The organism is Paenimyroides viscosum, from assembly GCF_003858535.1.
Lineage (GTDB): Bacteria > Bacteroidota > Bacteroidia > Flavobacteriales > Flavobacteriaceae > Flavobacterium > Flavobacterium viscosum.
Genome location: NZ_RQTJ01000043.1, coordinates 1 through 21,263 on the forward strand (window position 1 = coordinate 1; position 21,263 = coordinate 21,263).

The 21,263-nt window shown below is 31.9% G+C and carries 24 protein-coding genes; 18 read left to right on the forward strand and 6 right to left on the reverse strand.

Annotated features, from left to right (window positions below; all coding sequences use genetic code 11):
* The first annotated feature begins 542 nt into the window (after positions 1-542).
* The 18 genes from EG242_RS13510 (at position 543) to EG242_RS13595 (ending at position 16,264) form a co-directional block, all read left to right on the forward strand.
* Positions 543-1,046 (forward strand): ArsR family transcriptional regulator, encoded by a 504-nt coding sequence (locus EG242_RS13510; RefSeq protein WP_124900392.1) that lies wholly within the window; start codon positions 543-545, stop codon positions 1,044-1,046.
* Positions 1,047-1,133: 87 nt separating this feature from the next.
* Positions 1,134-1,367 carry a hypothetical protein gene (locus EG242_RS13515; protein WP_124900393.1) on the forward strand — a complete coding sequence of 78 codons (234 nt, stop codon included), beginning with the start codon at positions 1,134-1,136 and terminating at the stop codon, positions 1,365-1,367.
* Positions 1,364-1,792: an adenylyltransferase/cytidyltransferase family protein gene (locus EG242_RS13520; RefSeq protein WP_124900394.1), complete on the forward strand. Its 429-nt coding sequence runs from the start codon at positions 1,364-1,366 to the stop codon at positions 1,790-1,792. Before EG242_RS13515 ends, EG242_RS13520 begins: the two co-directional genes overlap by 4 nt.
* Positions 1,793-2,082: 290 nt before the next feature.
* Positions 2,083-2,943 carry a glucose-1-phosphate thymidylyltransferase RfbA gene (gene rfbA / locus EG242_RS13525; RefSeq protein WP_124900395.1) on the forward strand — a complete coding sequence of 287 codons (861 nt, stop codon included), beginning with the start codon at positions 2,083-2,085 and terminating at the stop codon, positions 2,941-2,943.
* A gap of 6 nt (positions 2,944-2,949) precedes the next feature.
* Positions 2,950-4,419, forward strand: coding sequence for a flippase (locus EG242_RS13530; protein ID WP_124900396.1), 1,470 nt, complete (start codon positions 2,950-2,952; stop codon positions 4,417-4,419).
* Positions 4,416-5,501 (forward strand): glycosyltransferase WbsX family protein, encoded by a 1,086-nt coding sequence (locus EG242_RS13535; protein WP_124900397.1) that lies wholly within the window; start codon positions 4,416-4,418, stop codon positions 5,499-5,501. The genes EG242_RS13530 and EG242_RS13535 overlap by 4 nt, the downstream gene beginning before the upstream one ends.
* Before the next feature lie 2 nt (positions 5,502-5,503).
* Positions 5,504-6,484, forward strand: coding sequence for a glycosyltransferase family 2 protein (locus EG242_RS13540; protein ID WP_124900398.1), 981 nt, complete (start codon positions 5,504-5,506; stop codon positions 6,482-6,484).
* Between the two features lie 8 nt (positions 6,485-6,492).
* Entirely contained in the window at positions 6,493-7,608 is a 1,116-nt protein-coding gene (wecB, locus tag EG242_RS13545; RefSeq protein ID WP_124900399.1) for a non-hydrolyzing UDP-N-acetylglucosamine 2-epimerase, read from the forward strand.
* A gap of 5 nt (positions 7,609-7,613) precedes the next feature.
* A complete protein-coding gene (locus EG242_RS13550) occupies positions 7,614-8,732 on the forward strand; it encodes a glycosyltransferase (protein ID WP_124900400.1) in 1,119 nt (372 codons plus the stop codon).
* Between the two features lie 5 nt (positions 8,733-8,737).
* Complete coding sequence (locus EG242_RS13555) at positions 8,738-9,871, forward strand: EpsG family protein (protein ID WP_124900401.1); 1,134 nt, start codon at positions 8,738-8,740, stop codon at positions 9,869-9,871.
* Between the two features lie 2 nt (positions 9,872-9,873).
* Positions 9,874-10,947, forward strand: a complete 1,074-nt coding sequence (locus tag EG242_RS13560) for a glycosyltransferase (protein WP_124900402.1) — start codon at positions 9,874-9,876, stop codon at positions 10,945-10,947.
* Positions 10,944-12,104 (forward strand): glycosyltransferase family 4 protein, encoded by a 1,161-nt coding sequence (locus EG242_RS13565; protein ID WP_124900403.1) that lies wholly within the window; start codon positions 10,944-10,946, stop codon positions 12,102-12,104. The genes EG242_RS13560 and EG242_RS13565 overlap by 4 nt, the downstream gene beginning before the upstream one ends.
* A gap of 1 nt (position 12,105) precedes the next feature.
* A complete protein-coding gene (locus EG242_RS13570) occupies positions 12,106-12,711 on the forward strand; it encodes a sugar transferase (RefSeq protein WP_124900404.1) in 606 nt (201 codons plus the stop codon).
* A gap of 3 nt (positions 12,712-12,714) precedes the next feature.
* The gene (locus EG242_RS13575; protein ID WP_124900405.1) at positions 12,715-13,305 is read left to right on the forward strand and encodes an acetyltransferase; all 591 of its coding nucleotides are present in this window, start codon (positions 12,715-12,717) and stop codon (positions 13,303-13,305) included.
* Between the two features lie 2 nt (positions 13,306-13,307).
* A complete protein-coding gene (locus tag EG242_RS13580) occupies positions 13,308-13,553 on the forward strand; it encodes a hypothetical protein (RefSeq protein ID WP_124900406.1) in 246 nt (81 codons plus the stop codon).
* Between the two features lie 55 nt (positions 13,554-13,608).
* Positions 13,609-14,745 (forward strand): DegT/DnrJ/EryC1/StrS family aminotransferase, encoded by a 1,137-nt coding sequence (locus tag EG242_RS13585; RefSeq protein WP_124900407.1) that lies wholly within the window; start codon positions 13,609-13,611, stop codon positions 14,743-14,745.
* Positions 14,746-15,084: 339 nt separating this feature from the next.
* Positions 15,085-15,951 (forward strand): aldose 1-epimerase family protein, encoded by an 867-nt coding sequence (locus EG242_RS13590; RefSeq protein WP_124900408.1) that lies wholly within the window; start codon positions 15,085-15,087, stop codon positions 15,949-15,951.
* Positions 15,952-15,985: 34 nt separating this feature from the next.
* Positions 15,986-16,264 carry a hypothetical protein gene (locus EG242_RS13595; protein ID WP_124900409.1) on the forward strand — a complete coding sequence of 93 codons (279 nt, stop codon included), beginning with the start codon at positions 15,986-15,988 and terminating at the stop codon, positions 16,262-16,264.
* A 247-nt stretch (positions 16,265-16,511) separates the two neighbouring features.
* On the opposite strand, the gene EG242_RS13600 is transcribed toward EG242_RS13595, so the two are convergent.
* The 6 genes from EG242_RS13600 to EG242_RS13620 all read right to left on the reverse strand — a co-directional run bounded on the left by EG242_RS13600 (position 16,512) and on the right by EG242_RS13620 (position 19,701).
* Entirely contained in the window at positions 16,512-16,811 is a 300-nt protein-coding gene (locus tag EG242_RS13600; protein ID WP_124900410.1) for a type II toxin-antitoxin system RelE/ParE family toxin, read from the reverse strand.
* A complete protein-coding gene (locus EG242_RS13605) occupies positions 16,796-17,029 on the reverse strand; it encodes a hypothetical protein (RefSeq protein WP_124900411.1) in 234 nt (77 codons plus the stop codon). The genes EG242_RS13600 and EG242_RS13605 overlap by 16 nt, the downstream gene beginning before the upstream one ends.
* A 1,213-nt stretch (positions 17,030-18,242) precedes the next feature.
* Complete coding sequence (locus EG242_RS14870) at positions 18,243-18,419, reverse strand: hypothetical protein (RefSeq protein ID WP_158608879.1); 177 nt, start codon at positions 18,417-18,419, stop codon at positions 18,243-18,245.
* A complete protein-coding gene (locus EG242_RS13610) occupies positions 18,412-18,657 on the reverse strand; it encodes a hypothetical protein (RefSeq protein WP_124900412.1) in 246 nt (81 codons plus the stop codon). The genes EG242_RS14870 and EG242_RS13610 overlap by 8 nt, the downstream gene beginning before the upstream one ends.
* On the reverse strand, positions 18,654-19,058 hold the full coding sequence (locus tag EG242_RS13615) for a DUF5675 family protein (protein WP_124900413.1): 405 nt from the start codon (positions 19,056-19,058) through the stop codon (positions 18,654-18,656). Before EG242_RS13615 ends, EG242_RS13610 begins: the two co-directional genes overlap by 4 nt.
* Before the next feature lies 1 nt (position 19,059).
* Positions 19,060-19,701, reverse strand: coding sequence for a hypothetical protein (locus EG242_RS13620; protein ID WP_317124950.1), 642 nt, complete (start codon positions 19,699-19,701; stop codon positions 19,060-19,062).
* Positions 19,702-21,263: the final 1,562 nt, after the last annotated feature.

Sequence of the window (21,263 nt, forward strand, 5' to 3'; positions counted from 1 at the left end):
CGAAGCTAATTCATTACTTAAACGTCTCAACGAATCATCACATCATCAGTTCAACAAATCAACAAATCAACAAATCAACGATTCAACACTACAACACTACAATATACAGTAATACGCTTTACAGAAAAAAAACGTCAAGCATCAAACATCTGTCAACTTACATAAAAATCTGTGCCTCCGTGGTAAAAAATCCTTCGAACGGTGCCTGAGGTGGTTGCTGAGTTCATCGAAGCACGGTTATTGAGCTTGTCGAAATGTTCTCGAGTATTGAAGTAGCTATTATGCCGTTCCCTTCGAGTGCCTCAGGGAACAAAATGCGTTCTCGAACGGTGCCTGAGGTGGTTGCTGAGTTCATCGTAGCACGGTTATTGAGCTTGCGGTTACTGAGCCCTGTCGAAGTATCGAAGTATCGAAATGTTCTCGAAGGCACATCCAGCACCCCGCACCAAACACCCCTCCACATTACCAAACTGTAAATTTTTTCCCCAAATATTTGTTTGTTAAATTTAAAAGAGTACTTTTACTGCTCGTTTTAAGAAATCATGTTAGACCTGTTAATTACCTCCAAAACCCGTATAAAATTATTGGTGAAGTTTTTTGTAACTTCTGCCAATTCAGGATATTTACGTGGTTTGGCGACGGAGTTTAACGAATCTACCAACGCCATTCGTAAGGAGCTGAATCATTTATCTGATGCCGGTTACCTAGAGAAAAAAGAGGTTAGTAACAAAATATCGTATGCTGCCAATACCCAGCATCCCATGTTTCAATTGTTGCAACAGGTAGTGCATAAATATTTGGGATTAGATACCATTGTAGAACAGATTCTGGAACGTATGGGCGATGTGGAGGTGATAGAATTAATTGGCGATTATGCAAAAGGAGTAGACAGTGGAGTAATTGAAGTAAATGTGGTAGGTAACACCATTAATACAGCGTACACCACCAGCATCATCCCTAAAATAGAGGAAATTGTACACCGTAAGGTTTTGTTTTATTACAATCAGCAATTGTCGGCAAACGGTATGGTGTTGTTTGGCGGTTAGACGGTTGTCACCCTGAACTTGTTTCAGGGTCTCATAAATATTAGCCATTTTACCATTATAACCATTTCACCATATAACCAAAAGGATATGAAATTCGAAATTGAAGATTTTATCACTAAATTAAACACAATACAATGTAGTGATAGCATTGAATTTCGTTCAAGGTTTCAAAAGAGATGGTTAAGTTATTTGGCAGACCAAGATAAAAATACAGAAAAAGAATTGTTGCGGTTGATTTTTGAATATCAAAAATTTATAAATTCAAAAAAACAAAAAAACGAATCAACAGTTCAACATATTGACAAGAAAAAAACATTATGAAAATAGGAATAACCTTTAGCGCATTTGATCTATTGCATGCCGGACATATAAAGATGTTGGAAGATGCAAAGCGTCAATGTGATTATTTAATCTGTGGTTTGCAAACAGACCCTACTATTGATCGTCCTGAAAAAAATCAACCGATACAAACAGTTGTAGAACGTTACATTCAGTTAAAGGCTTGTTCGTTTGTAGATGAGGTAATACCTTATGCAACCGAACAGGATTTAGAAGATATTTTACGTTCATTTAAAATTGATGTCCGTATTTTAGGTGACGAATACAAAGACAAAAATTTCACAGGACGTGCCTATTGCGAAGAAAAAGAAATCGAGTTATATTTCAATTCAAGAGACCACCGCTTTTCAAGTTCGGGTTTACGAAAAGAAGTAGTGGAAAAAGAAGCCACAAAACTTACAGAGTAAAATCCTTGTCAGTTCGAGCCTTTCGACTAGTTGTCACATCGAGCGTAGTCGAGTTGTCAAGACAGGCTAAGTCGAGAATAAAGGAATTAAAAATATAAGATCGAAATTTGATATTGCTTTTCAAATAAACAAATAATCAATTCAATAAATCATCAGTTAAATTTGAAATTGAAGATTTTATTGTTAAATTAAAACATAATTATAAATGAAAAGAGCTATATAATATGTAACACAATTACACTTTATACCCTTTTCACCATATAACTATATAACCATAGAACAACAAAATCATGAAAGGAATAATCTTAGCCGGTGGATCCGGTACCCGTTTACACCCATTAACATTGGCAGTTAGTAAACAATTGATGCCGGTTTATGATAAACCAATGATATACTATCCGTTATCAACATTAATGTTGGCAGGTATCAATGAAATATTGATCATATCTACACCTCACGATTTACCACATTTCAAAAAATTGTTGGGTGACGGTTCTCAGATCGGTTGTCGTGTTGAATATGCCGAACAATCGGAGCCTAATGGTTTGGCTCAGGCATTTGTGATCGGGGAAAAATTTATTGGTAACGATAAGGTCGCATTGGTTTTAGGAGATAATATTTTCTATGGTAGTGGAATGAGTAAATTGCTACAGGATTGCACAAAAGAAGATGGTGGAGTAGTATTTGCTTATCCGGTGCACGATCCCGAACGTTATGGAGTGGTGGAATTTGATGCGGATAACAACGTATTATCTATCGAAGAAAAGCCTACACAACCAAAATCAAACTATGCAGTACCAGGTTTGTATTTTTATGATAATTCGGTAGTGGAAATTGCAAAAAACATACAACCATCATCACGCGGTGAATATGAAATTACCGATGTAAATAAAGAATATTTAAAACAAGGGAAATTACGTGTGGGTGTTTTTGACCGCGGAACGGCTTGGTTAGATACAGGAACTTTTGCTTCCTTAATGCAGGCAGGACAATTTGTACAGGTAATTGAAGAGCGCCAGGGAATGAAAATTGGCGCTATTGAAGAAGTAGCTTACCGTATGGGCTATATCAATAAAGATCAATTACAAAAAGTAGCGGAACCATTGAAAAAAAGTGGTTATGGGCAATATTTAATTAATGTTTGTAAGTAATAGTAAATGAAAATAAGAAGTGTAAAAACTAATTATCTATTAAGCCTTACTCGTATTTTATCTACAACATTAATTGGTGTTATAACGATGCCGTATATTAATAAAATTCTAGGGGCAGTAAGTATTGGAAAGGTTGAATATATAAATTCAATTATAAGTTATTTTCTATTAATTTCAGCCTTAGGGATTCCTGTCTATGCAGTTAGACAAATCGCCAAACATAGAAATGATCCTTTAGCTTTAGGTAAAAATGTAGTCGAAATTTTAGTAATCTTAATATTTACTACATTCTTATCTTATTTGGCAATTTTTTGCCTTATTAAATTTACTGATATATTTATAGATTACAAAAGTTTAGTAATTATATTAAGTTCTAGCATTCTATTAACCAATTTAGGCATTGAGTGGTTTTATCAAGGGATTGAAGATCAATTGTATATTACCGTAAGATTTGTAGTTATTAGAATAATAACATTAATTTTGCTTTTTTTATTAGTTAAGAGCGCAGATGATTATTTGTATTATGCTTTTATTTTAGTCCTCAATGCAGCAGGTTCAAATTTTTTTAATCTTTTAAGGTTACGAAAACATGTTTCTATAAATAAAACTACTTTTTTAGATTTAAACTTTAAAAGACATTTAATGCCAGCATTAACAATATTTATAGCTTCTATATCAGTAAGTCTTTATCAAATAATTGATACTTTTTTATTAGGTTATCTTCAAGGCGATAAATATGTAGGTTATTATTCCGTAGCAAATAAATTAATGAGGTATGTAGTACTTTTTATTGTGACAATAGGTGCTGTTTTATTGCCTAGATTGTCAAATTTATGGGAAGTAGACAAAAACAAGTATTTTGAATATTTAAATAAATCATTAGAATTAATATTACTTATTTCGCTACCTTTTGTACCATTTTTTATATATTCGGCAAACGGTATTATTCATTTTATGGCTGGTGAAGATTTTAAGGAATCAATATTAACTATGCAACTTCTTTCTCCAGTTTGTGTTTTAGTTGGTTTAGCATATTTTTTTGGTTACCTTGTTTTATACCCGCAAAATAAGGAAAAATATTATACAATCTCTGTTACTATTTCAGCAATATTATGTTTCTTTTTAAATTTTTATTTAATTAACTTATTTAAACAAAATGGGGCAGCAATAGCACAAGTGCTAGCAGAACTTTTGGGTATTTTTCTTATTTTTTATTTTTCAATAAAACATGCTTCATTAAGAACTTTTAATTATAAAAATATAAAAAAAATAATAGTAGCAAATTTATTTGTTGGTTTGTTCGGTTTTATCTTGTTTAAAGTTGACGTAATAGAATTAGCCCAGATAAGTATATTTTATTTTCTAACATATTGTATTGTTTTTTTTATAGCGTATTATTTTCTTTTATTATTAATTAAAGAGAGAAATACATTAAGTTATACAAGACATTATTATAAACTAATATTAAAAAAATGAAAGACATAAAAGCTATTGCATTTTATTTACCACAATTTCATCCTGTAGAAGACAATAATAAATGGTGGGGGAATGGATTTACAGAATGGACAAATGTAGGTAAGGCAAAGAAGTATTTTAAGACTCATTACCAACCTAGAATTCCAAAAGATTTAGGATATTATGATTTAAGAGTTGCAGAAACAAGAAAAGCACAAGCTGAAATGGCTAAAGAACATGGTATTGATGCTTTCTGTTATTGGCACTATTGGTTTGGAAATGGTAAAAGATTATTAGAACGCCCATTACATGAGGTGGTTGCTATTAATGAACCAGATTTTCCTTTTTGTTTGGGGTGGGCAAATGAATCTTGGAAAGGTTTTGCACATGGACTGAAGAATAGAAATACTTTAATCGAACAATTGTATCCAGGAAAAGAGGATATTGTTAATCATTTTTATACAATGTTAGATACATTTAAAGATAAAAGATATTTAAGAATTGAAGAAAAATTAGTTTTTTTAATTTATAAACCCCTGGCGGATTGTTCTATAAAAGATTTTATTAGAATGTGGCGAGCGTTAGCAAAAGAAAATGATTTGAATGACTTTTATTTTATTGGTCATATTAACAATCTTGACCAATCTTATGATGAAGTATTAAACTTAGGCTTTGATGCGGTGAATACTGTTAGAATTGTTGATTTTATGAAAAATGATAATTTATTAAGTAGAGTTGCTAATAAATTTATTAAGCGTATGTTAAGAAGGCCAAATTATTTTACTTATAGCAAAGCGTCGAAGTATTTTTATAATAATACTATTGACAATTTAGAAAATGTTATTCCTAGTTTAATTACTGGATGGGATCATACCCCAAGAAGTGGTAAAGAAGGACTTGTCTTAACAAATTATACACCAAAATCATTTAAAGAACATATAGAATATGTATTTGAGAATGTATCAAAAAAAGAGAATAAGTTGATCTTCGTAAAGTCTTGGAATGAATGGGCAGAAGGTAATTATTTAGAACCAGATTTGAAATTCGGCAGACAATTTCTTGAAATTTTTAAAGATGTTAAAATTAAATATTTAAATAGGTAGATTTGTTAGTATCAGTAATTGTTCCTGTTTATAATGTTGAAAAATACATAAATGATTGTATCGAATCAATATTAAACCAAACATACATAAACTTTGAATTAATCATTATAAATGATGGGTCAACTGATAATTCAGAGTTTGTATTGAAGGAGTTTGCAGTCAGAGATAATAGAATTAAACTATTAAATATTAATAATAGTGGTGTAAGTTACGCTCGAAATTTCGGGGTGAAAAAAGCAACTGGAGAATTTATCTGCTTTGTTGATTCTGATGATATTGTTAAGCCAGATTATATTAAAGATTTAATTGATTCTGCAGATATTGTTATTAATGGGTTTATCATTGAGGAAGTCTTGAATAAATGTACAAAAATTGTTATACCTAAAATAGATTGTTTTAAAGTGGATGTCCAAGAAGCAAAAATTTTAGATAATATACCATTGCTTTGTCTTTCATCACCAATTTCCAAATTATTTAAAAAATCGATTATTATTGAGAATGATCTGGAATTTGATGAAAATATTAATATTGGTGAAGATTATGTTTTCGTTTTAAATTATTTAAATTTTTGTAAAAGCATTAGCTTTAGAAAAAAAACTAATTATGTTTATTTTCGAAGATCAAATTCTTTATCAACTAGTTATAAAAAAGTAGAAGAAGAAATTTTAGCTGAAAAACTCATTTTTTTTAATTCAATAAATACGTTTGAGCATTTTGGATATAGGACTTCTCATATTATTCCTTTAATATATAAAGAGTTTTCGAAGCATGCCTATAGAATCTTATTTTCTATTTACAATCAAAGTAATGGCTATTCAAAAAAGAAAAGAGTCTCTTTAATAAATAATATTGAAAAGACCCAATATGAAAGAATAAAAAAAATGTTTAAATATAATGGTCTTAAAGGAAATCTAATTTCATTACTATTGAGTAAGAACTTTATTTATTTTTCAGACTTTTTATTTAAAGCAATATTAAAATAAAAGAAAAAATGAAGAAAAATCTGATAATATTCGGAACTCGTCCAGAAGCTATTAAAATGGCACCGTTAGTTAATGAATTTAAAAAATATAATGAATTTGAAACAAAAGTTTGTGTAACAGCGCAACATAGAGAAATGTTAGATCAAGTTTTAGATTTTTTTCAAATCAAACCTGATTTTGATTTGAATTTAATGAAACCTGATCAAAATTTACATTCCCTTACTGCTGATATTATTAATGAATTAAAAAATGTATTAGATCAGTTTAAACCAGATTTTGTTTATGTTCATGGTGATACCACAACTACAATGGCAGCAAGTATTGCTTCCTTTTATAGTGGAGCAAAAGTTTGTCATGTTGAAGCGGGATTACGTACTAATGATAAGCGATCGCCTTTTCCTGAAGAAATAAATAGGCAAATTGCAGGACGTATTTGTGATTATCATTTTGCTCCAACTATCGATTCTAAAAATAATTTGTTACAAGAAAATATTGATGAAAAGGATATTTTGGTAACTGGTAATACGGTCATTGATGCTCTTTTAGATAGTGCTAATCGAGTAATGGATATGCAAAATGAAGAGATAGAACTGCTTAAATCTCTTATTAACGTTAATAAAAAACTAATATTAGTTACTGGTCATAGACGAGAGAATCACGGTCAAGGTTTTATTAATATCTGTACAGCATTAAAACAAATTGCTATCAGTAACAAAGATGTAGAAATAATTTATCCTGTTCATTTAAATCCAAATGTTAAAAAACCAGTATATGAGTTGCTTTCTAATATAGACAATATTAAATTAATTACCCCTTTGCCTTATCCTGCATTTGTTTGGTTGATGAAGAAATCTTATTTAATTATTACTGATTCTGGTGGTGTCCAAGAAGAGGCTCCTAGTTTAGGTAAGCCGGTATTGGTCATGCGTGATACAACAGAACGTCCTGAAGCGGTTGAGGCAGGTACTGTTATTTTAGTCGGTACTAATGTAGAAAAAATTGTTTTAGAAACAAATAAACTTTTGGCAGATACGGAATATTATACTGCAATGTCAGAATTACACAACCCTTATGGTGATGGTAAAGCGTGTGAACGAATTATTAGCTTCATTAAACATTTATAATAAAAATGAAACATATTCTTATTTTTGAACACGATATTTTAAAATATCCACCCATTTTATCTGTAATTAATTATTTATTTTATCAGAAGAAAGATATTCTATTAATTGGATACTGTAGTAGTGAAGATTATTTGAATGACTTTAAAGCCAAAGGTGGAATTTATATTAATGTAATTGTTAATAATATCGATGATAATCCAATAATAAAAACAGCGAAATATTTTACTTTCAAGAAAAAAGTACATAATATCGTTGAAGAGAATTACGGAAGCCAAACTAAACTTTGGTTGTTCGGTGAACAATGTATATGGCTATTACATCGTTTAGTATATAAGTACGAATCTAATTTATATTTATTTGAAATGCCTACATTTAATGTAAGTTTTCGTTATAAATTGTTATCACCAACTATTAATTATTCAAAAGCCTTAAATGCTGCCAAAAAAGTAGTCTGTTGTGAATATAATAGAGCACATATAACTAAATCATTTTTTCAGCTCGAAAAACTTCCAATTATAATTCCTAATAAACCTTTGATTAATGATGACGTTATTAGTAATAAATACATTAAAGAATTTACAAATAAAGTAGTTGGAAAAAAAATTATTTTATATCAAGGAATCTTCAATTATCCCGAAAGAAAATTAGATGATTTTTGTGAATCAATCAAATATCTTTCAAATGATTTTATTATTTGTTTGATGGGTAGTGATAATGATTATAAAAGAAAACTAAAATCAAAATATGAAAGTGAAAGGATTCTCTTTTTGCCATACATACCAGCTCCACATCATTTAAGCATTACAAAATTGGCTCATATAGGACTTTTAGTTTATAATGCTGAAGGTCAGAATATTGAAAATACATTAAATACATTATATTGTGCCCCAAATAAAATATTTGAATATAGTAAATATGGAATTCCGATGGTATCTAATGATATTCCAGCTTTAAAAAACATATTTACAAGTTCTAAATGTGGTATTGCTATTAATAGTATGGATGGCAAATCTATTGCTGAAGCAATTATGCTGATTGATGCTAACTATGATAGTTTTTCTAAGAATTCTGATGAATTTTTTAATAGTACAGATATGAATAACTTATATTATCAATTAATATAAAATTTATGTATAGTTTACCATATATATTACTTTTAATTTGTTTTAGCATACTGTTTTTTTTAGAATACTATTTTCCTAATAGTAGAAAAAAAATTAGTGTTACAAGTGCTGTTCTTTTTTTGTTTTTCTTTGGTTTTAGAGGTTTAATCGGCTCTGATTGGTATAATTATCAGCTTGAATATGAGTATATTGGGATTGATTATATATATGTGTCTAATCTAGAAGAAGGCTTTAATCTATTAGTGAAAATTTGTAAATATTTTTCGCTGTCTTACAGTAATTTTATTTTATTTATTACATTTATTCAAACAATTTTATTAAAAAAAATATTAGATAAATATGCTACTTATATCTCCCTATTTTATATAATCTTAATAGCACTTTTTCCAATTGTTATAATAGATCTTGTGAGAAATTTTACCGCTATTCTCATTGTTATGCTTGGGATAAAACATTTACAAGAAGATAATAATAAAAAATTCTTTTTTTACATTGTAATTGCTAGTCTTTTCCATCTATCATCAATAGTTTTTTTATTATTAATTTTTCTTGTAAAAAAAGTATTGTCAAAAAAACTTTTAATGTGCTTATTTTTAATAGGATTGGTTATATATGTTTTACAAATAAACTTTTATAAATCTTTTATTGAGGCTCTTGCACAGTTGTTGGGAGGAAGATTTCAAATTTTATTAGGTCAATCAGTGTCCAAGGATGAAATCTCATATGGATTAAGTTTTGGAATTTTAGAGAAGATTTGTTTTTTTATATACGTTTTTTATAGTTTTAATTATAATAAAGCAAATAGTACAGTTAGAGATTTGCAGCCAGTATTTATTAATATGTTTTATATTTATGTATTTGTGTTCTTATTTTTTAGTACATCACAAACATTTATAAATCGATTTGCTAATTTGTTTTTATTTGGATATATTTTTACAATTATTTATTTTATTTACAATAAATTATTTTTCATTAAACTTAAAATTGTGCAATTAATACTTTTTAGTTTTTTATTTCTTAGAACATATCTGGGTTATAATAATATTTTATATGAATACACAAACAACATATTTCAAGAAGATAATGAATCAGATAGAGAATCGACAAGATATTATTATTATTTAAATAGGGATATTTAGCTATGAAAATTCTACAAGTAATAGATAGTCTTTCAATAGGAGGTGCAGAAAAATTAGTTCGTGAAACAGTTCCTTTATTAATTGATAAAGGATATCAGGTTGATCTAGTTTTATTAGACGGAGTAAAAAGTCACCTATATCATGAATTGAATAATTTAAATTGTTGTAAAATTTATAGTTTAGGGAATTCTCTCTATAATCCATTAAATATTTTTAAAATGGTACCTATTATTTTCAAGTATGACATAATTCATGTCCACCTTTTTCCAGCTCAATATTTTGTTGTCATAGCGAAATTAATTTCCCTTTCCAATGCTAAATTAATTTTTACTGAACATAACACAACCAATAGACGGTTAGAAAGAAAATCTTTTAAATTTATTGAAAAAATAATTTACAAGTTTTATAAAAAAATAATTTGTATTACTTCAGAAGTTAGGGAAGCTTTAATACAAAAATTAGAAATACCAGAATCAAAGTTACAAGTCATTGAAAACGGTATTAATTTAAATATAATAAATAAAACGATTCCCCATTTGCGCTCTGATTTTGGATATAGTAATGATCATAAGTTAATTGTAATGACTGCTGCGTTTAGAGACCAGAAAGATCATAAAACACTATTAAGAGCTTTAAAACTACTGCCGAATAACTATCATTTAATTTTTATTGGAGATGGTGCGAACAGAAATTCGATTGAAAATTGTATTCATAATTTAAATTTATCTTCAAGAGTAAAATTATTAGGTAATCGTTCAGATGTTTATTCTATAATTAAAATGTGCGATATTGCTGTCTTAAGTTCAAACTGGGAAGGCTTTGGTCTTGTAGCTGCCGAGTCGATGGCTTGTCAAATACCCACAATTGGCTCAAATGTACCAGGTTTAAATAATGTAATTGGTAATGGTGGTTTATTATTTCAAAAAGGAAATGAAATTGATTTAAAAGAAAAAATATTGTCATTAGAAAATATCCAATATTATAATCAAGTTGCTTTAAATGGTATTACCAAAGCACAGAATTATGATTTGAATATTATGGTTGAAAAATTAATCTTTTTATATAAGTCGTTATGAAGATTTTAAGAACATCAACAATCCCTTTGTCGCTAAATGTTTTGCTAAAAGGACAATTAGAGTTTTTATCTCGGCATTTTGAAATAATTGGGATATCTTCTAAAGGAAATGAATTATGTGAGATTGAAGAAAGGGAAGGTATTCGAACAGCTAGCGTAAATATGGAGAGAGGAATTAATCCTTTGAAGGATATAGTCTCCGTCTTTAAATTATATAAGCAATTTAAGAAGGAAAAACCAACTATTGTTCACTCTATTACTCCTAAAGCAGGTTTATTAAGTATGCTTGCTGGAAAAATGGCACGAGTTCCTATAAGAATGCATACATTTACAGGTCTTATCTTTCCAACTCGAACTGGAATGATGCAGAGATTGTTAATTAAGATGGATCAATTACTTTGTTGGGCAGCAACAAATATTTATCCTGAAGGAAATGGAGTTAAAAATGATTTAATTAATTTAAACATCACTTCTAAACCGTTAAAGGTTTTAGCAAATGGAAACGTGAATGGTATTGATTTAGAATATTTTTCAAAAACTCAAATTTCAACTGAAGAGCAAACACAGTTAAAACAAGATTTAGGTATTACACGCAATGACTTTGTATTTGTTTTTGTAGGTAGATTAGTGGGAGACAAAGGAGTCAATGAATTGGTTGAAGCATTTTCAAAATTAGACACCTTTAATGCAAAACTTTTATTAGTTGGTTCATTAGAAACTGAATTAGATCCTTTGCAAGCAAAAACACTTAAAGAAATTGAAGCTAATCCTAATATCATTTCAGTTGGATTCCAAAAAGATGTCCGACCCTATTTTGCGATTTCACATGTTTTAGTCTTCCCAAGTTATAGAGAAGGATTTCCCAATGTGGTAATGCAAGCAGGTGCTATGGAATTACCAAGCATTGTTTCTAATATTAATGGTTGTAATGAAATTATTATTGAAGGAGAAAACGGTACAATTATACCTGTGAAAAATATAGATTCGGTTGTGGTAGCCATGAAAAAAATGTACAGTAATAAAGAGTATTACAATCAACTACAACAGAACGCAAGACCAATGATTCAATCACGTTATGAGCAGACCGTAGTTTGGACTGCCTTGTTAGAGGAATATAATTATTTAATAAAAGAATATAAAAATAAAGGTAAGGAATAGAATGTATAAAAATTATTTTAAAAGAATATTCGATTTTTTAGCTGCTTTTTGTGGCTTGCTACTATTAAGTCCGATATTCCTCGTGATAATGATAGGTTTGTTTTTTGCAAATCAAGGAAAACCGTTTTTCTTTCAATCACGTCCTGGTTTAAATAAAAAAATATTTAAGATTATTAAGTTTAAAACCATGAACGATAGAAAAGATGTAAATGGGAATTTATTGTCAGACGCAGAGCGTTTAACGCCCATAGGAGCATTTGTTAGAAAAACATCGTTAGATGAAATACCTCAATTAATCAATGTATTAAAAGGAGATATGTCTTTAATAGGTCCTCGTCCTTTATTGCCACAATATTTACCTCTATATAATACAGAGCAAAAAAGAAGGCATGATGCTCGCCCAGGAATTACAGGTTGGGCACAAGTGAACGGTCGTAACGCTATTTCATGGCAAAAAAAATTTGAATTAGATGTTTGGTATGTAGATAATCTAAGCTTTAAAACAGATCTAAAAGTTTTTTTTATGACTTTTAAAAAAGTGTTTAAGTCCGAAGGTATTACGCAGGAAGGTCAAGCAACAGCCAAAGCGTTTAACGGAAATAATTGAACTATGTATTTATACGGAGCAAGTGGTCATGGAAAAGTAGTTGCTGAAATTGCAGAAGAAAGCAATATCATTATTTCAGCTTTTATAGATTTGGATGAAAATAAATCTAAATTGTTAGAATATAGTGTAATACATGATATTCCGCAGTCACCTATTGAAGTGGTAATTTCCATCGGCAATAATATAGTAAGAAAAAAAATAGTTTATGAAAACACCAACTTCTCTTATAATGCATTAATTCATCCCGCTGCAAATATATCTAAAAGATGTAAAATTGCTGAAGGAACTGTTGTGATGGCTGGAGTATCTATTAATTCCGAAGTTAAAATAGGTAAACATTGTATTATAAATACCAATGCTTCCGTAGATCATGATTGTATCATAGAAGATTTTGTACATATATCTCCTAATGCCGCTTTAGCAGGGAATGTAGAAGTTGGAGAAGGAACGCATGTTGGAATAGGAGCATCAATTATTCAGGGTATAACGATAGGAAAATGGTGTACAATTGGAGCTGGAACTGTAATTATTAAGGATGTTCCTGATGGTGCTACGGTTGTTGGAAATCCGGGTAAAATCATTAAAATTAAATAACCATGAAAAACCTTTTCTTTCTTTTCGTTGTTAGTCTTTGGGTATCTTTCTCAGGTTTTGTACCCGTTAGTGGAAGTAAACCATTAATAGAAACGATTGCAACCAAAGAACAAATAGTGTACGTTACCAAAACGGGTAAGAAGTACCATAAAGGAAGTTGCCGTTATTTAAAGAATAGTAAAAAAGAAATAGAAAAATCTAAAGCAAAAGAATCAGGATACACTGCTTGTGCAGTTTGTAAGCCTTAGAGAGTTTAAGTATTAAAATATTACTATAAATTTGCACAACAATAAAACAGACACAATGAACACAAAAATATGGCTTTCCTCACCGCACATGGGCGGAAACGAACAAAAATATGTAAACGAAGCTTTTGATGCCAATTGGGTAGCACCTTTAGGTCCAAATGTAGACGGTTTTGAAAAAGATTTAGAAAGTTTTTTAAATACAGATGTTAAAGTAGCTGCTCTTTCTGCGGGTACAGCAGCGTTGCATTTGGCATTGATTGAATGTGGAGTAGTGTATGGTGATGAAGTAATTTGTCAGTCTATGACCTTTTCTGCTTCTGCAAACCCAATTGCATATTGTGGAGCAACACCGGTTTTTGTCGACTCTGAAAAAGATACTTGGAACATGTGTCCGGTTGCTTTAGAGGAAGCGGTTAAAGATCGAATTGCAAAAGGTAAAGAACCGAAAGCAATTATTGTGGTACATTTATACGGCATGCCCGCCAAGATGAATGAAATTACTGCAATCGCTGAAAAATATAAAATTCCTATAATTGAAGATGCTGCCGAAGCTTTAGGCTCAACTTATAAAGATAAAGCTTGTGGGACGTTCGGACGTTTTGGTGTGTTGTCTTTTAATGGAAATAAGATCATTACAACTTCTGGTGGTGGGGCATTAGTTTGCCATACGCAAGAAGATAAAGATAAAGCGGTTTTTCTTTCAACACAGGCACGTGATAATGCGCCTCATTACCAGCATTCGCACATCGGTTACAATTACCGTATGAGTAATATTGTAGCAGGAATTGGTCGCGGACAAATGGAAGTATTAGCAAATAGAGTAGAAGCACGTAGATCGATGAATAAATTTTACCAAGATTTATTTGCTGATATTGAGGGAGTCACTGTTTTTGTTGAACCAAGTACAGATTATTACTCTAACCATTGGTTGTCTGCTATTATTGTTGATGCTACTATAACAGGTAAAACCAGAGAAGATTTAAGATTGGCTTTGTTGGAAGACAATATTGAATCACGCCCGTTATGGAAACCAATGCACATGCAACCTGTTTTTGCAGATGCACCATATTACGGTTCGGATATAGCAGAAAAATTATTTGATAATGGCTTGTGCTTGCCTTCGGGTTCGAATTTAACCAATGAAGAACGCGAGCGAATTGCTAAAAAAATAAAACAAGTATTTTCAAAATAAGACCAGAACCTCCAGATTAATTTGGAGGTTTTTACTTTTTATTAATGAATGCATCAATCACAAAATAACTATTATAAGCAAGTCACCCCAAGTCACCCCCCAAGTCACCCCCCAAGTTACCCCCCAAGTCGATGATTTAATTAGACGGATAAAACCAGGAGTAAGTTTTATGAGGATTTATACGGATGTGCCTACTAACACAATTATTACACCAAGCATCAGTCACCCAACACCCAAACATTAATACCGATTTCTTCTTTGAAGGGGGCTAGGGGGATGTAACAAATGATAAAATAATCAGCTCAACAATTCTAAATATATAACAAACAGTTTTAAACAATGACCTATCACTTAGAAAACCAACATCTTAAAATAGCAATTGCTTTAAAAGGAGCCGAATTAAAATCGCTAGTTAATAAAGCAACGCAACAAGAAATAGTATGGCAAGGAAACCCAGATTTCTGGGCTAAGTCAAGCCCGGTATTATTTCCTATTGTAGGTACATTAAAAAACGGAATGTATGGTTACGAAGCAAAAGAATACCAATTACCCCGACATGGTTTTGCTAGAGATTACCATTTTGTGGCAGAAGAACTAACCGATTCGCAATTAATTTTCTCTTTAGAAGCAACGGAAGAAACACTCAAAGTATATCCTTTTTTATTTAAATTACAGATCATTTACACTTTAAAAGATCATTGTTTGGAAGTAGCTTATACCGTTAAAAATGTATCGGCTACAGATTTGCTGTACTTTTCTTTAGGCGCACATCCGGCATTTAAAGTAGGGGAGATTGCAGCAGCTTTTAACAACTACAGCCTGCATTTTAATAAAGATACCGAATTAAAAGCAAACAATTTAAAAGATGGTTTGCTTACCACAGCGAAACAAAATGTTGTGTTGAAGGACCAAAAACTCCCCTTAGATTACAAGTTATTTGAAAATGATGCGTTGGTGCTATTGAATATGAAGTCTGATAAGATTACTTTGTTGAATGAAGATGATGCATCTGTTTTAGAATTTTCATTTGCGAACTTTCCGTATTTTGGATTGTGGACAGTTAAAGATTCAGGTTTTCTTTGTTTAGAACCTTGGGCAGGTTTTTCAGATTTTGAAACGCACAATCAGCAATTAGAAAACAAAGCAGGCATTAATATACTTCAACCCAAGGAAACATGGTCAGCTTGGTGGAGTGTTTGTTTTTAAATGTAAAAGTAGAAAAAAAACAAATGTATATAAATTGAATAATAAAGAATATACAAAAGTGTCAGCTCTCCGTCACCCCTTGCTGTTCACTGAGCTTTTGGTTAGTGAGCTTTTGGTTAGTGAGCTTTTGGTTGCTGAGCTTTTGGTTGCTGAGCTTTTGGTTGCTGAGCTTTTGGTTGCTGAGCTGGTCACTGAGCCTTTGGTTAGTGAGCTGTTCACTGAGCTTGCGGTTACTGAGCATGTCGAAGTATCGAAGTGTTGTCGAAGTATCGAAGTGTTGTCGAAGTATCGAAGTGAGGGGGCTCACAAGTAATGATGCGATGCTGCATAGCTTGTCTCGCTTTAGTGGATGCAGCATGACATGAGTGGATAGTCCTATTAGATTTTTTGATTAAAAAGGGAAAAGATTAATACTTAGCAATAGAAATTTTGCAGCGCCCTTTCACCACTTGCTTGACAAGGAGGGCGCACAAGTTATAAAGATAAATGGTAAACTTTCCATTTTATGAGCTATAATTAAAATATTGGATCGCGTGATTAGATTTTGTTTGAAAATGTAATTATTTTACTTTCCTACGTTCAATATCTTGACGATTATCCCAAAATGCTATAATTTCAATTCTATTTCCATCTATTTCATAGAAAATAAGGAAAACTTTAATTGAAATTACACGTGTAAATTTATTAGAAGTTAGCCTACCTATCAGTTCAGAATTTGAAAGTGTATTTAATAAACCTTCAACTTCATCAAGTAATTTTAAGCTATAATTTTGATTGCCATTTCTTTCAACGTAATATTCTAAAATAGCTGAAAATTGAATTTTTGCAGTATCTGACCAAACGATTATTTTTTTAGCCATTTTCTCATTTCTGAAATTACTTCATCATTATTATGAAAGGTTCCTTCTTTAATTTCGTTTCTACCTGTTTCAATAGATGATTGTTGATTTTTTGATAATTGGTATAAAGCCTGTTCTGACGAATCAAATATTGTTTGAAGCGCATTTAGAAAATTCAAATCTTTAGATTCTTTAATTCTTGAAATTAAATTCTTTTTTATTTGGGCTGTCATATCCATAATTTAATTTTTTTTATTACTCAAAAATAATAATTTATTTTCGAACTGCGTTAGATCCCGTTGAGGAATTATCTTTATTAACGAAAGTTTATGTAACCTTAAACTTAAAGTCATTTAGCATTACAGTATACAATACACATTTTTCAATGGTAAGGGTTACAACATCCAACCGCTTAAATTTAAATTAGGTATGGTGTTTTAAAACTTCTCTTGCCTTAGCAGATTCAGTATAGAAAACTGAATAGGTCAAGCAAAAAATAAATAATAAACCTAAAGTTTTTTTTGCTCTGTGCAGAAACACCATCAAAGCTTTGAGTGTATTAAATCGCGAAACTGAAAATTAATATTGGTGTTGTAAACCTATATTTGATGTTGACCAGCTATCGGGATCAACGGATCAAGAATCAAAAGCTGAATGTACCACATGCAGCATCCGTGTAAATTATTTTACCAGTATTTTATAAAGTTCTTATCATCTGTGAATCTGTGGTAAATGACATCCGCTCTAACCATCCATTACATTTTGTGATAATTATGTAATCTTAGGTTAAAAAATACTTTAACCTAAGTAGACATCCAGCATATAAACGAATTAACGTAACTTGTCCCGATCCATCGGGATCAACCTACAATTACGGTAATAGACCTCGTAATCTTATAACCATTTCACCTTCTAACTATCTAGCTTTATACCAAATCATCAAATCATCAACTCATCAACTCATCAACAAAACTTGTCCCGAGCCATCGGGATCAACTCATCAACTCATCAATTCATCAAATCACCAATTAATCCACTCATCACTACAATTACGGTAATAGACCTCGTAATCTTATAACCATTTCACCTTCTAACCTTCTAACTATCTAGCTTTATACCAAATCATCAAATCACCAATTAATCCACTCATCACTACAATTACGATAATAGACCTCGTAATCTTATAACCATTTCACCTTCTAACCTTCTAACTATCTAGCTTTATACCAAATCATCAAATCAGGAATCAGGAATCAGCTTTTAGCAAATCACTAAATCAACACTACAATTACGGTAATAGACCTCGTAATCTTATAACCATTTCACCTTCTAACCATTTCACCTTCTAACTATCTAGCTTTATAACACAACTTGTCCCGGATACGGGATCATCAATTCATCAACAGTTCAACAAAAAAGGGACTGCCTCTTTCGAGACAATCCCTTACTTAATTAAACCTTTTTCTTACGCAGCCATTTAGCTGCTAGCGCCAGCAATTTGCCAAACAGGTAGCTTGTCAGCGTACCTATTACTGCCAGCACAACCGTCTTAAATACGTCTGTCTGCAACAGGCTGTACGAACAAGAAAGCAGCATCCCACCCATAAACCAGCTTCTGCCTTCAGCCATTGCCGGCATTTTTTCCAGCGACTTTGGCATCATCTACCGTGATCTGTGATACGGCAGAAAGAACACCTCCGGCTACTGCCAGATAACCCGCAATATTTACAACTGCTACCGGTAACCCAATAGGTGCGGTTAAAATAGTACCTGCTACGGCTGCTAGTACCAAACCAACGGTTCGTAGGGTTTTAAAGAATTTTGGAGTTGGTGCCATTGCACGATCCATTACCTGATTATTTTTCATAATTCTGAATTGTTAGAGGTTATACATAATTTTATTGATCCGCTTTTACGGTAAGGTTCCAATGCATCTGTAAGCACCTGTAATGCCTTTCGTGATTGGATTCCTTGTCCTTCGCCCGTAATTCTTGTTACTGGTGCAATACATCCCTGCAGTTCTTTTTGCGCATTATTGGCAGGGTGTAGCAGTATGTAGCTACGGTTGGGAACATCAAGAAGTACAAAGTGCCATTTGAATTTTTCTGAATAGCGTTTCCGTAAAACGTAGGTTCCTTCGGGTATGCACGAAACACGCCTTTTGTTGTCCTGCCACGGTAGCTCTATGGTGTAGGCTATGTGTTTTCCGTTTAGGGTAAGTTCGCCATGTACGGCTGTTGCCAGATAAATGCGTTTAAGTACCAGCATGCTACTGCTTGTTAAGGTTTACAATAGCCAAGGCGTTAAACGAACCGTTGTTCAACATATAGAACACGCCATTGATTTCCTGATAGAATTCCACACCTAAAAGCAGTACCAGCGGGAGTGTGCTTGCCGGTGTTAATGCAAGATCAAGCGCTAAGGCAGCCATTGGCGTATTGTCCCAAGGAATTTCAGCCGTTCCGGTGTAAACCGTTAATGAGTTACCCGCTTGGAAATCTACCTCAGAAGCACCTGTCACGATCTTAAAGTGTGTGGTACCAGCTGGTGCACTGATCATCTGTTCGGGAACCAGTTCCGGTAATTCTAAGCTTACAGCTCCCGATGCACGATCAATTGTTGCATTGTAAGGTACATAAAGGGTATTACCCAATAGTCCGTTGCTGTTAAAATCAAATCCGCGCAACATTTCAAAATCACCTGCTACCGGAGTGCGTTCCCCACGGGCGTTAACCGTATCGGTTTTAATAAGCGCCATCAGCTGTTTGACCAGCCTGCTTACCACACGTTTGTCTGATGTGTTGTTTAACATGGGTCTGAATGCGCTACGAAGGTACTTTCCGTAGGTACCTGCCCTTCCAAATTCACTTCCGTTTTCACGGGTGCGTTTAAATGCGGGATCCTTCGCCATACGCTTTTTGTCTATCCCACCTTTTTCTCGCACCAGGTGTCCGTCCTTAGTCTTGTAAAAGGTAACTCCACCCAGGGTTCCTTTAATTTTAAAAATACCATCTTGGTTTGCCATAATTTCTAAGTTTTAAAATGAATAAAATGTTTGTGGTTCCTCTTTGTTGCAACTTATATAGGATTTCCCGTGACAAAGTTGTGCATAAATAAAACTGTTTTTTGTGGGAGGGAACTGCGTGGCATCATTTGGCATAAAATGTCAAAATAACAAACTAAAAGTACTTTTTGGACTACATTTAGAGCGAAGCTAAATCAACAGATCTTGTCCTGATTGCTGTCGGGATCACCAAACACCAAGCATTCAGCAATAAATTCCCAATCAAAACAACCCAATGCACTGTCACCCTGAACTTGATTCAGGGTCTCATAAGTAAAGAAATTACAATATTAAAAAAGACTTTTATTCGAGCGTTTCTATTTTGTTTTTGTTCTCATGAATGCTGCACTGTCGTTTGCATTTTAGAACTTGTTCGAAATCGAAGATTAACTTCGTTCAGTCGCATAGCTCTAGTCATGAATACATTAGTATAAAATAGTAAAGAATGAATAATTTATTTTGTTTAGTGAAAAAATAGCAAGAGTAAGATTTAATTGAAAACTGTAATTTTTTTTAGTATGATACAAACTGTCCCCTTGAGGGGACTTTAGGGGTGTTAGTATTTTGTATATCATTGTTTTAATTTGGGGTTGTATTGTAAAAGAAAAAAAGAAAGACAATATAAAGCCCAATTTCAATTGTAAAAAAAGAAGATATTACATTTTTAATTGACAACGGAATGGTTTAATTACGACAATCTAAAAAGCGATATTATAAAAAATCCAAAGCTTTTTTTGACTACATGGAGAAGCCTTATTTAAACTTTGGCTTTATTGCATTTCGAAGCTGAAAGTAATTTGTATATATGAAAACAGAAAGAACTATAAACTCAGCGGTATGATTTTTTTATCGAGTGTCGAACCACTGCATGAAGCGTAACCAGATCAGGTGTTCGGTGAGCCTGCCGAACCGCGATCAGGTAGCTTCAAAAGTGTACTTCGACCGATTAAAAGATCGCCGCAATAAAAGACTTTTGCTTCTTTTGGTCACAAACCGCAAGGTTCACGGCTTCCAAGCTGTAAAATAAAGCTTGGACGTAAAAGAAGAGAAAACCGAAATGTACCTATCAATTCAAATTGAGAATGAATTATGAATGGTTCAATAAGTTGTAATAAAAACCAGAAATCCAAAGCTTTTTTTTGGACTATATGGAGAAGCCCTATTTAAGCTTTGGCTTTATTACATTCCGAACCTGAAATCAAATTGTATAATAAAAACTGAATTAACTAATACCACGAATCAAAGCGCCATTATCATTAAAACGAGCGTCAACATTTTGAATAAAAATATAGAATCAAATTTGAGCGAAGCGAAGTTTATTTGATTCATTTTTACAAAAATATGGTTGACCGTTTTAAGGATACGGCAAGACCAAAAGAAAAGGATTTTTGCAACTTTGTATCCTTACA

Excerpts from the sequence above, each read along its gene's own strand:
- EG242_RS13510 (WP_124900392.1), top strand. The coding sequence starts at position 543 with ATGTTAGACCTGTTAATTACCTCCAAAACCCGTATAAAATTATTGGTG.
- EG242_RS13515 (WP_124900393.1), top strand. The coding sequence starts at position 1,134 with ATGAAATTCGAAATTGAAGATTTTATCACTAAATTAAACACAATACAA.
- EG242_RS13520 (WP_124900394.1), top strand. The coding sequence starts at position 1,364 with ATGAAAATAGGAATAACCTTTAGCGCATTTGATCTATTGCATGCCGGA.
- rfbA (WP_124900395.1), top strand. The coding sequence starts at position 2,083 with ATGAAAGGAATAATCTTAGCCGGTGGATCCGGTACCCGTTTACACCCA.
- EG242_RS13530 (WP_124900396.1), top strand. The coding sequence starts at position 2,950 with ATGAAAATAAGAAGTGTAAAAACTAATTATCTATTAAGCCTTACTCGT.
- EG242_RS13535 (WP_124900397.1), top strand. The coding sequence starts at position 4,416 with ATGAAAGACATAAAAGCTATTGCATTTTATTTACCACAATTTCATCCT.
- wecB (WP_124900399.1), top strand. The coding sequence starts at position 6,493 with ATGAAGAAAAATCTGATAATATTCGGAACTCGTCCAGAAGCTATTAAA.
- EG242_RS13550 (WP_124900400.1), top strand. The coding sequence starts at position 7,614 with ATGAAACATATTCTTATTTTTGAACACGATATTTTAAAATATCCACCC.
- EG242_RS13555 (WP_124900401.1), top strand. The coding sequence starts at position 8,738 with ATGTATAGTTTACCATATATATTACTTTTAATTTGTTTTAGCATACTG.
- EG242_RS13560 (WP_124900402.1), top strand. The coding sequence starts at position 9,874 with ATGAAAATTCTACAAGTAATAGATAGTCTTTCAATAGGAGGTGCAGAA.
- EG242_RS13565 (WP_124900403.1), top strand. The coding sequence starts at position 10,944 with ATGAAGATTTTAAGAACATCAACAATCCCTTTGTCGCTAAATGTTTTG.
- EG242_RS13570 (WP_124900404.1), top strand. The coding sequence starts at position 12,106 with ATGTATAAAAATTATTTTAAAAGAATATTCGATTTTTTAGCTGCTTTT.
- EG242_RS13575 (WP_124900405.1), top strand. The coding sequence starts at position 12,715 with ATGTATTTATACGGAGCAAGTGGTCATGGAAAAGTAGTTGCTGAAATT.
- EG242_RS13580 (WP_124900406.1), top strand. The coding sequence starts at position 13,308 with ATGAAAAACCTTTTCTTTCTTTTCGTTGTTAGTCTTTGGGTATCTTTC.
- EG242_RS13585 (WP_124900407.1), top strand. The coding sequence starts at position 13,609 with ATGAACACAAAAATATGGCTTTCCTCACCGCACATGGGCGGAAACGAA.
- EG242_RS13590 (WP_124900408.1), top strand. The coding sequence starts at position 15,085 with ATGACCTATCACTTAGAAAACCAACATCTTAAAATAGCAATTGCTTTA.
- EG242_RS13600 (WP_124900410.1), bottom strand. The coding sequence starts at position 16,811 with ATGGCTAAAAAAATAATCGTTTGGTCAGATACTGCAAAAATTCAATTT.
- EG242_RS13605 (WP_124900411.1), bottom strand. The coding sequence starts at position 17,029 with ATGGATATGACAGCCCAAATAAAAAAGAATTTAATTTCAAGAATTAAA.
- EG242_RS14870 (WP_158608879.1), bottom strand. The coding sequence starts at position 18,419 with ATGGCTGAAGGCAGAAGCTGGTTTATGGGTGGGATGCTGCTTTCTTGT.
- EG242_RS13610 (WP_124900412.1), bottom strand. The coding sequence starts at position 18,657 with ATGAAAAATAATCAGGTAATGGATCGTGCAATGGCACCAACTCCAAAA.
- EG242_RS13615 (WP_124900413.1), bottom strand. The coding sequence starts at position 19,058 with ATGCTGGTACTTAAACGCATTTATCTGGCAACAGCCGTACATGGCGAA.
- EG242_RS13620 (WP_317124950.1), bottom strand. The coding sequence starts at position 19,701 with ATGGCGAAGGATCCCGCATTTAAACGCACCCGTGAAAACGGAAGTGAA.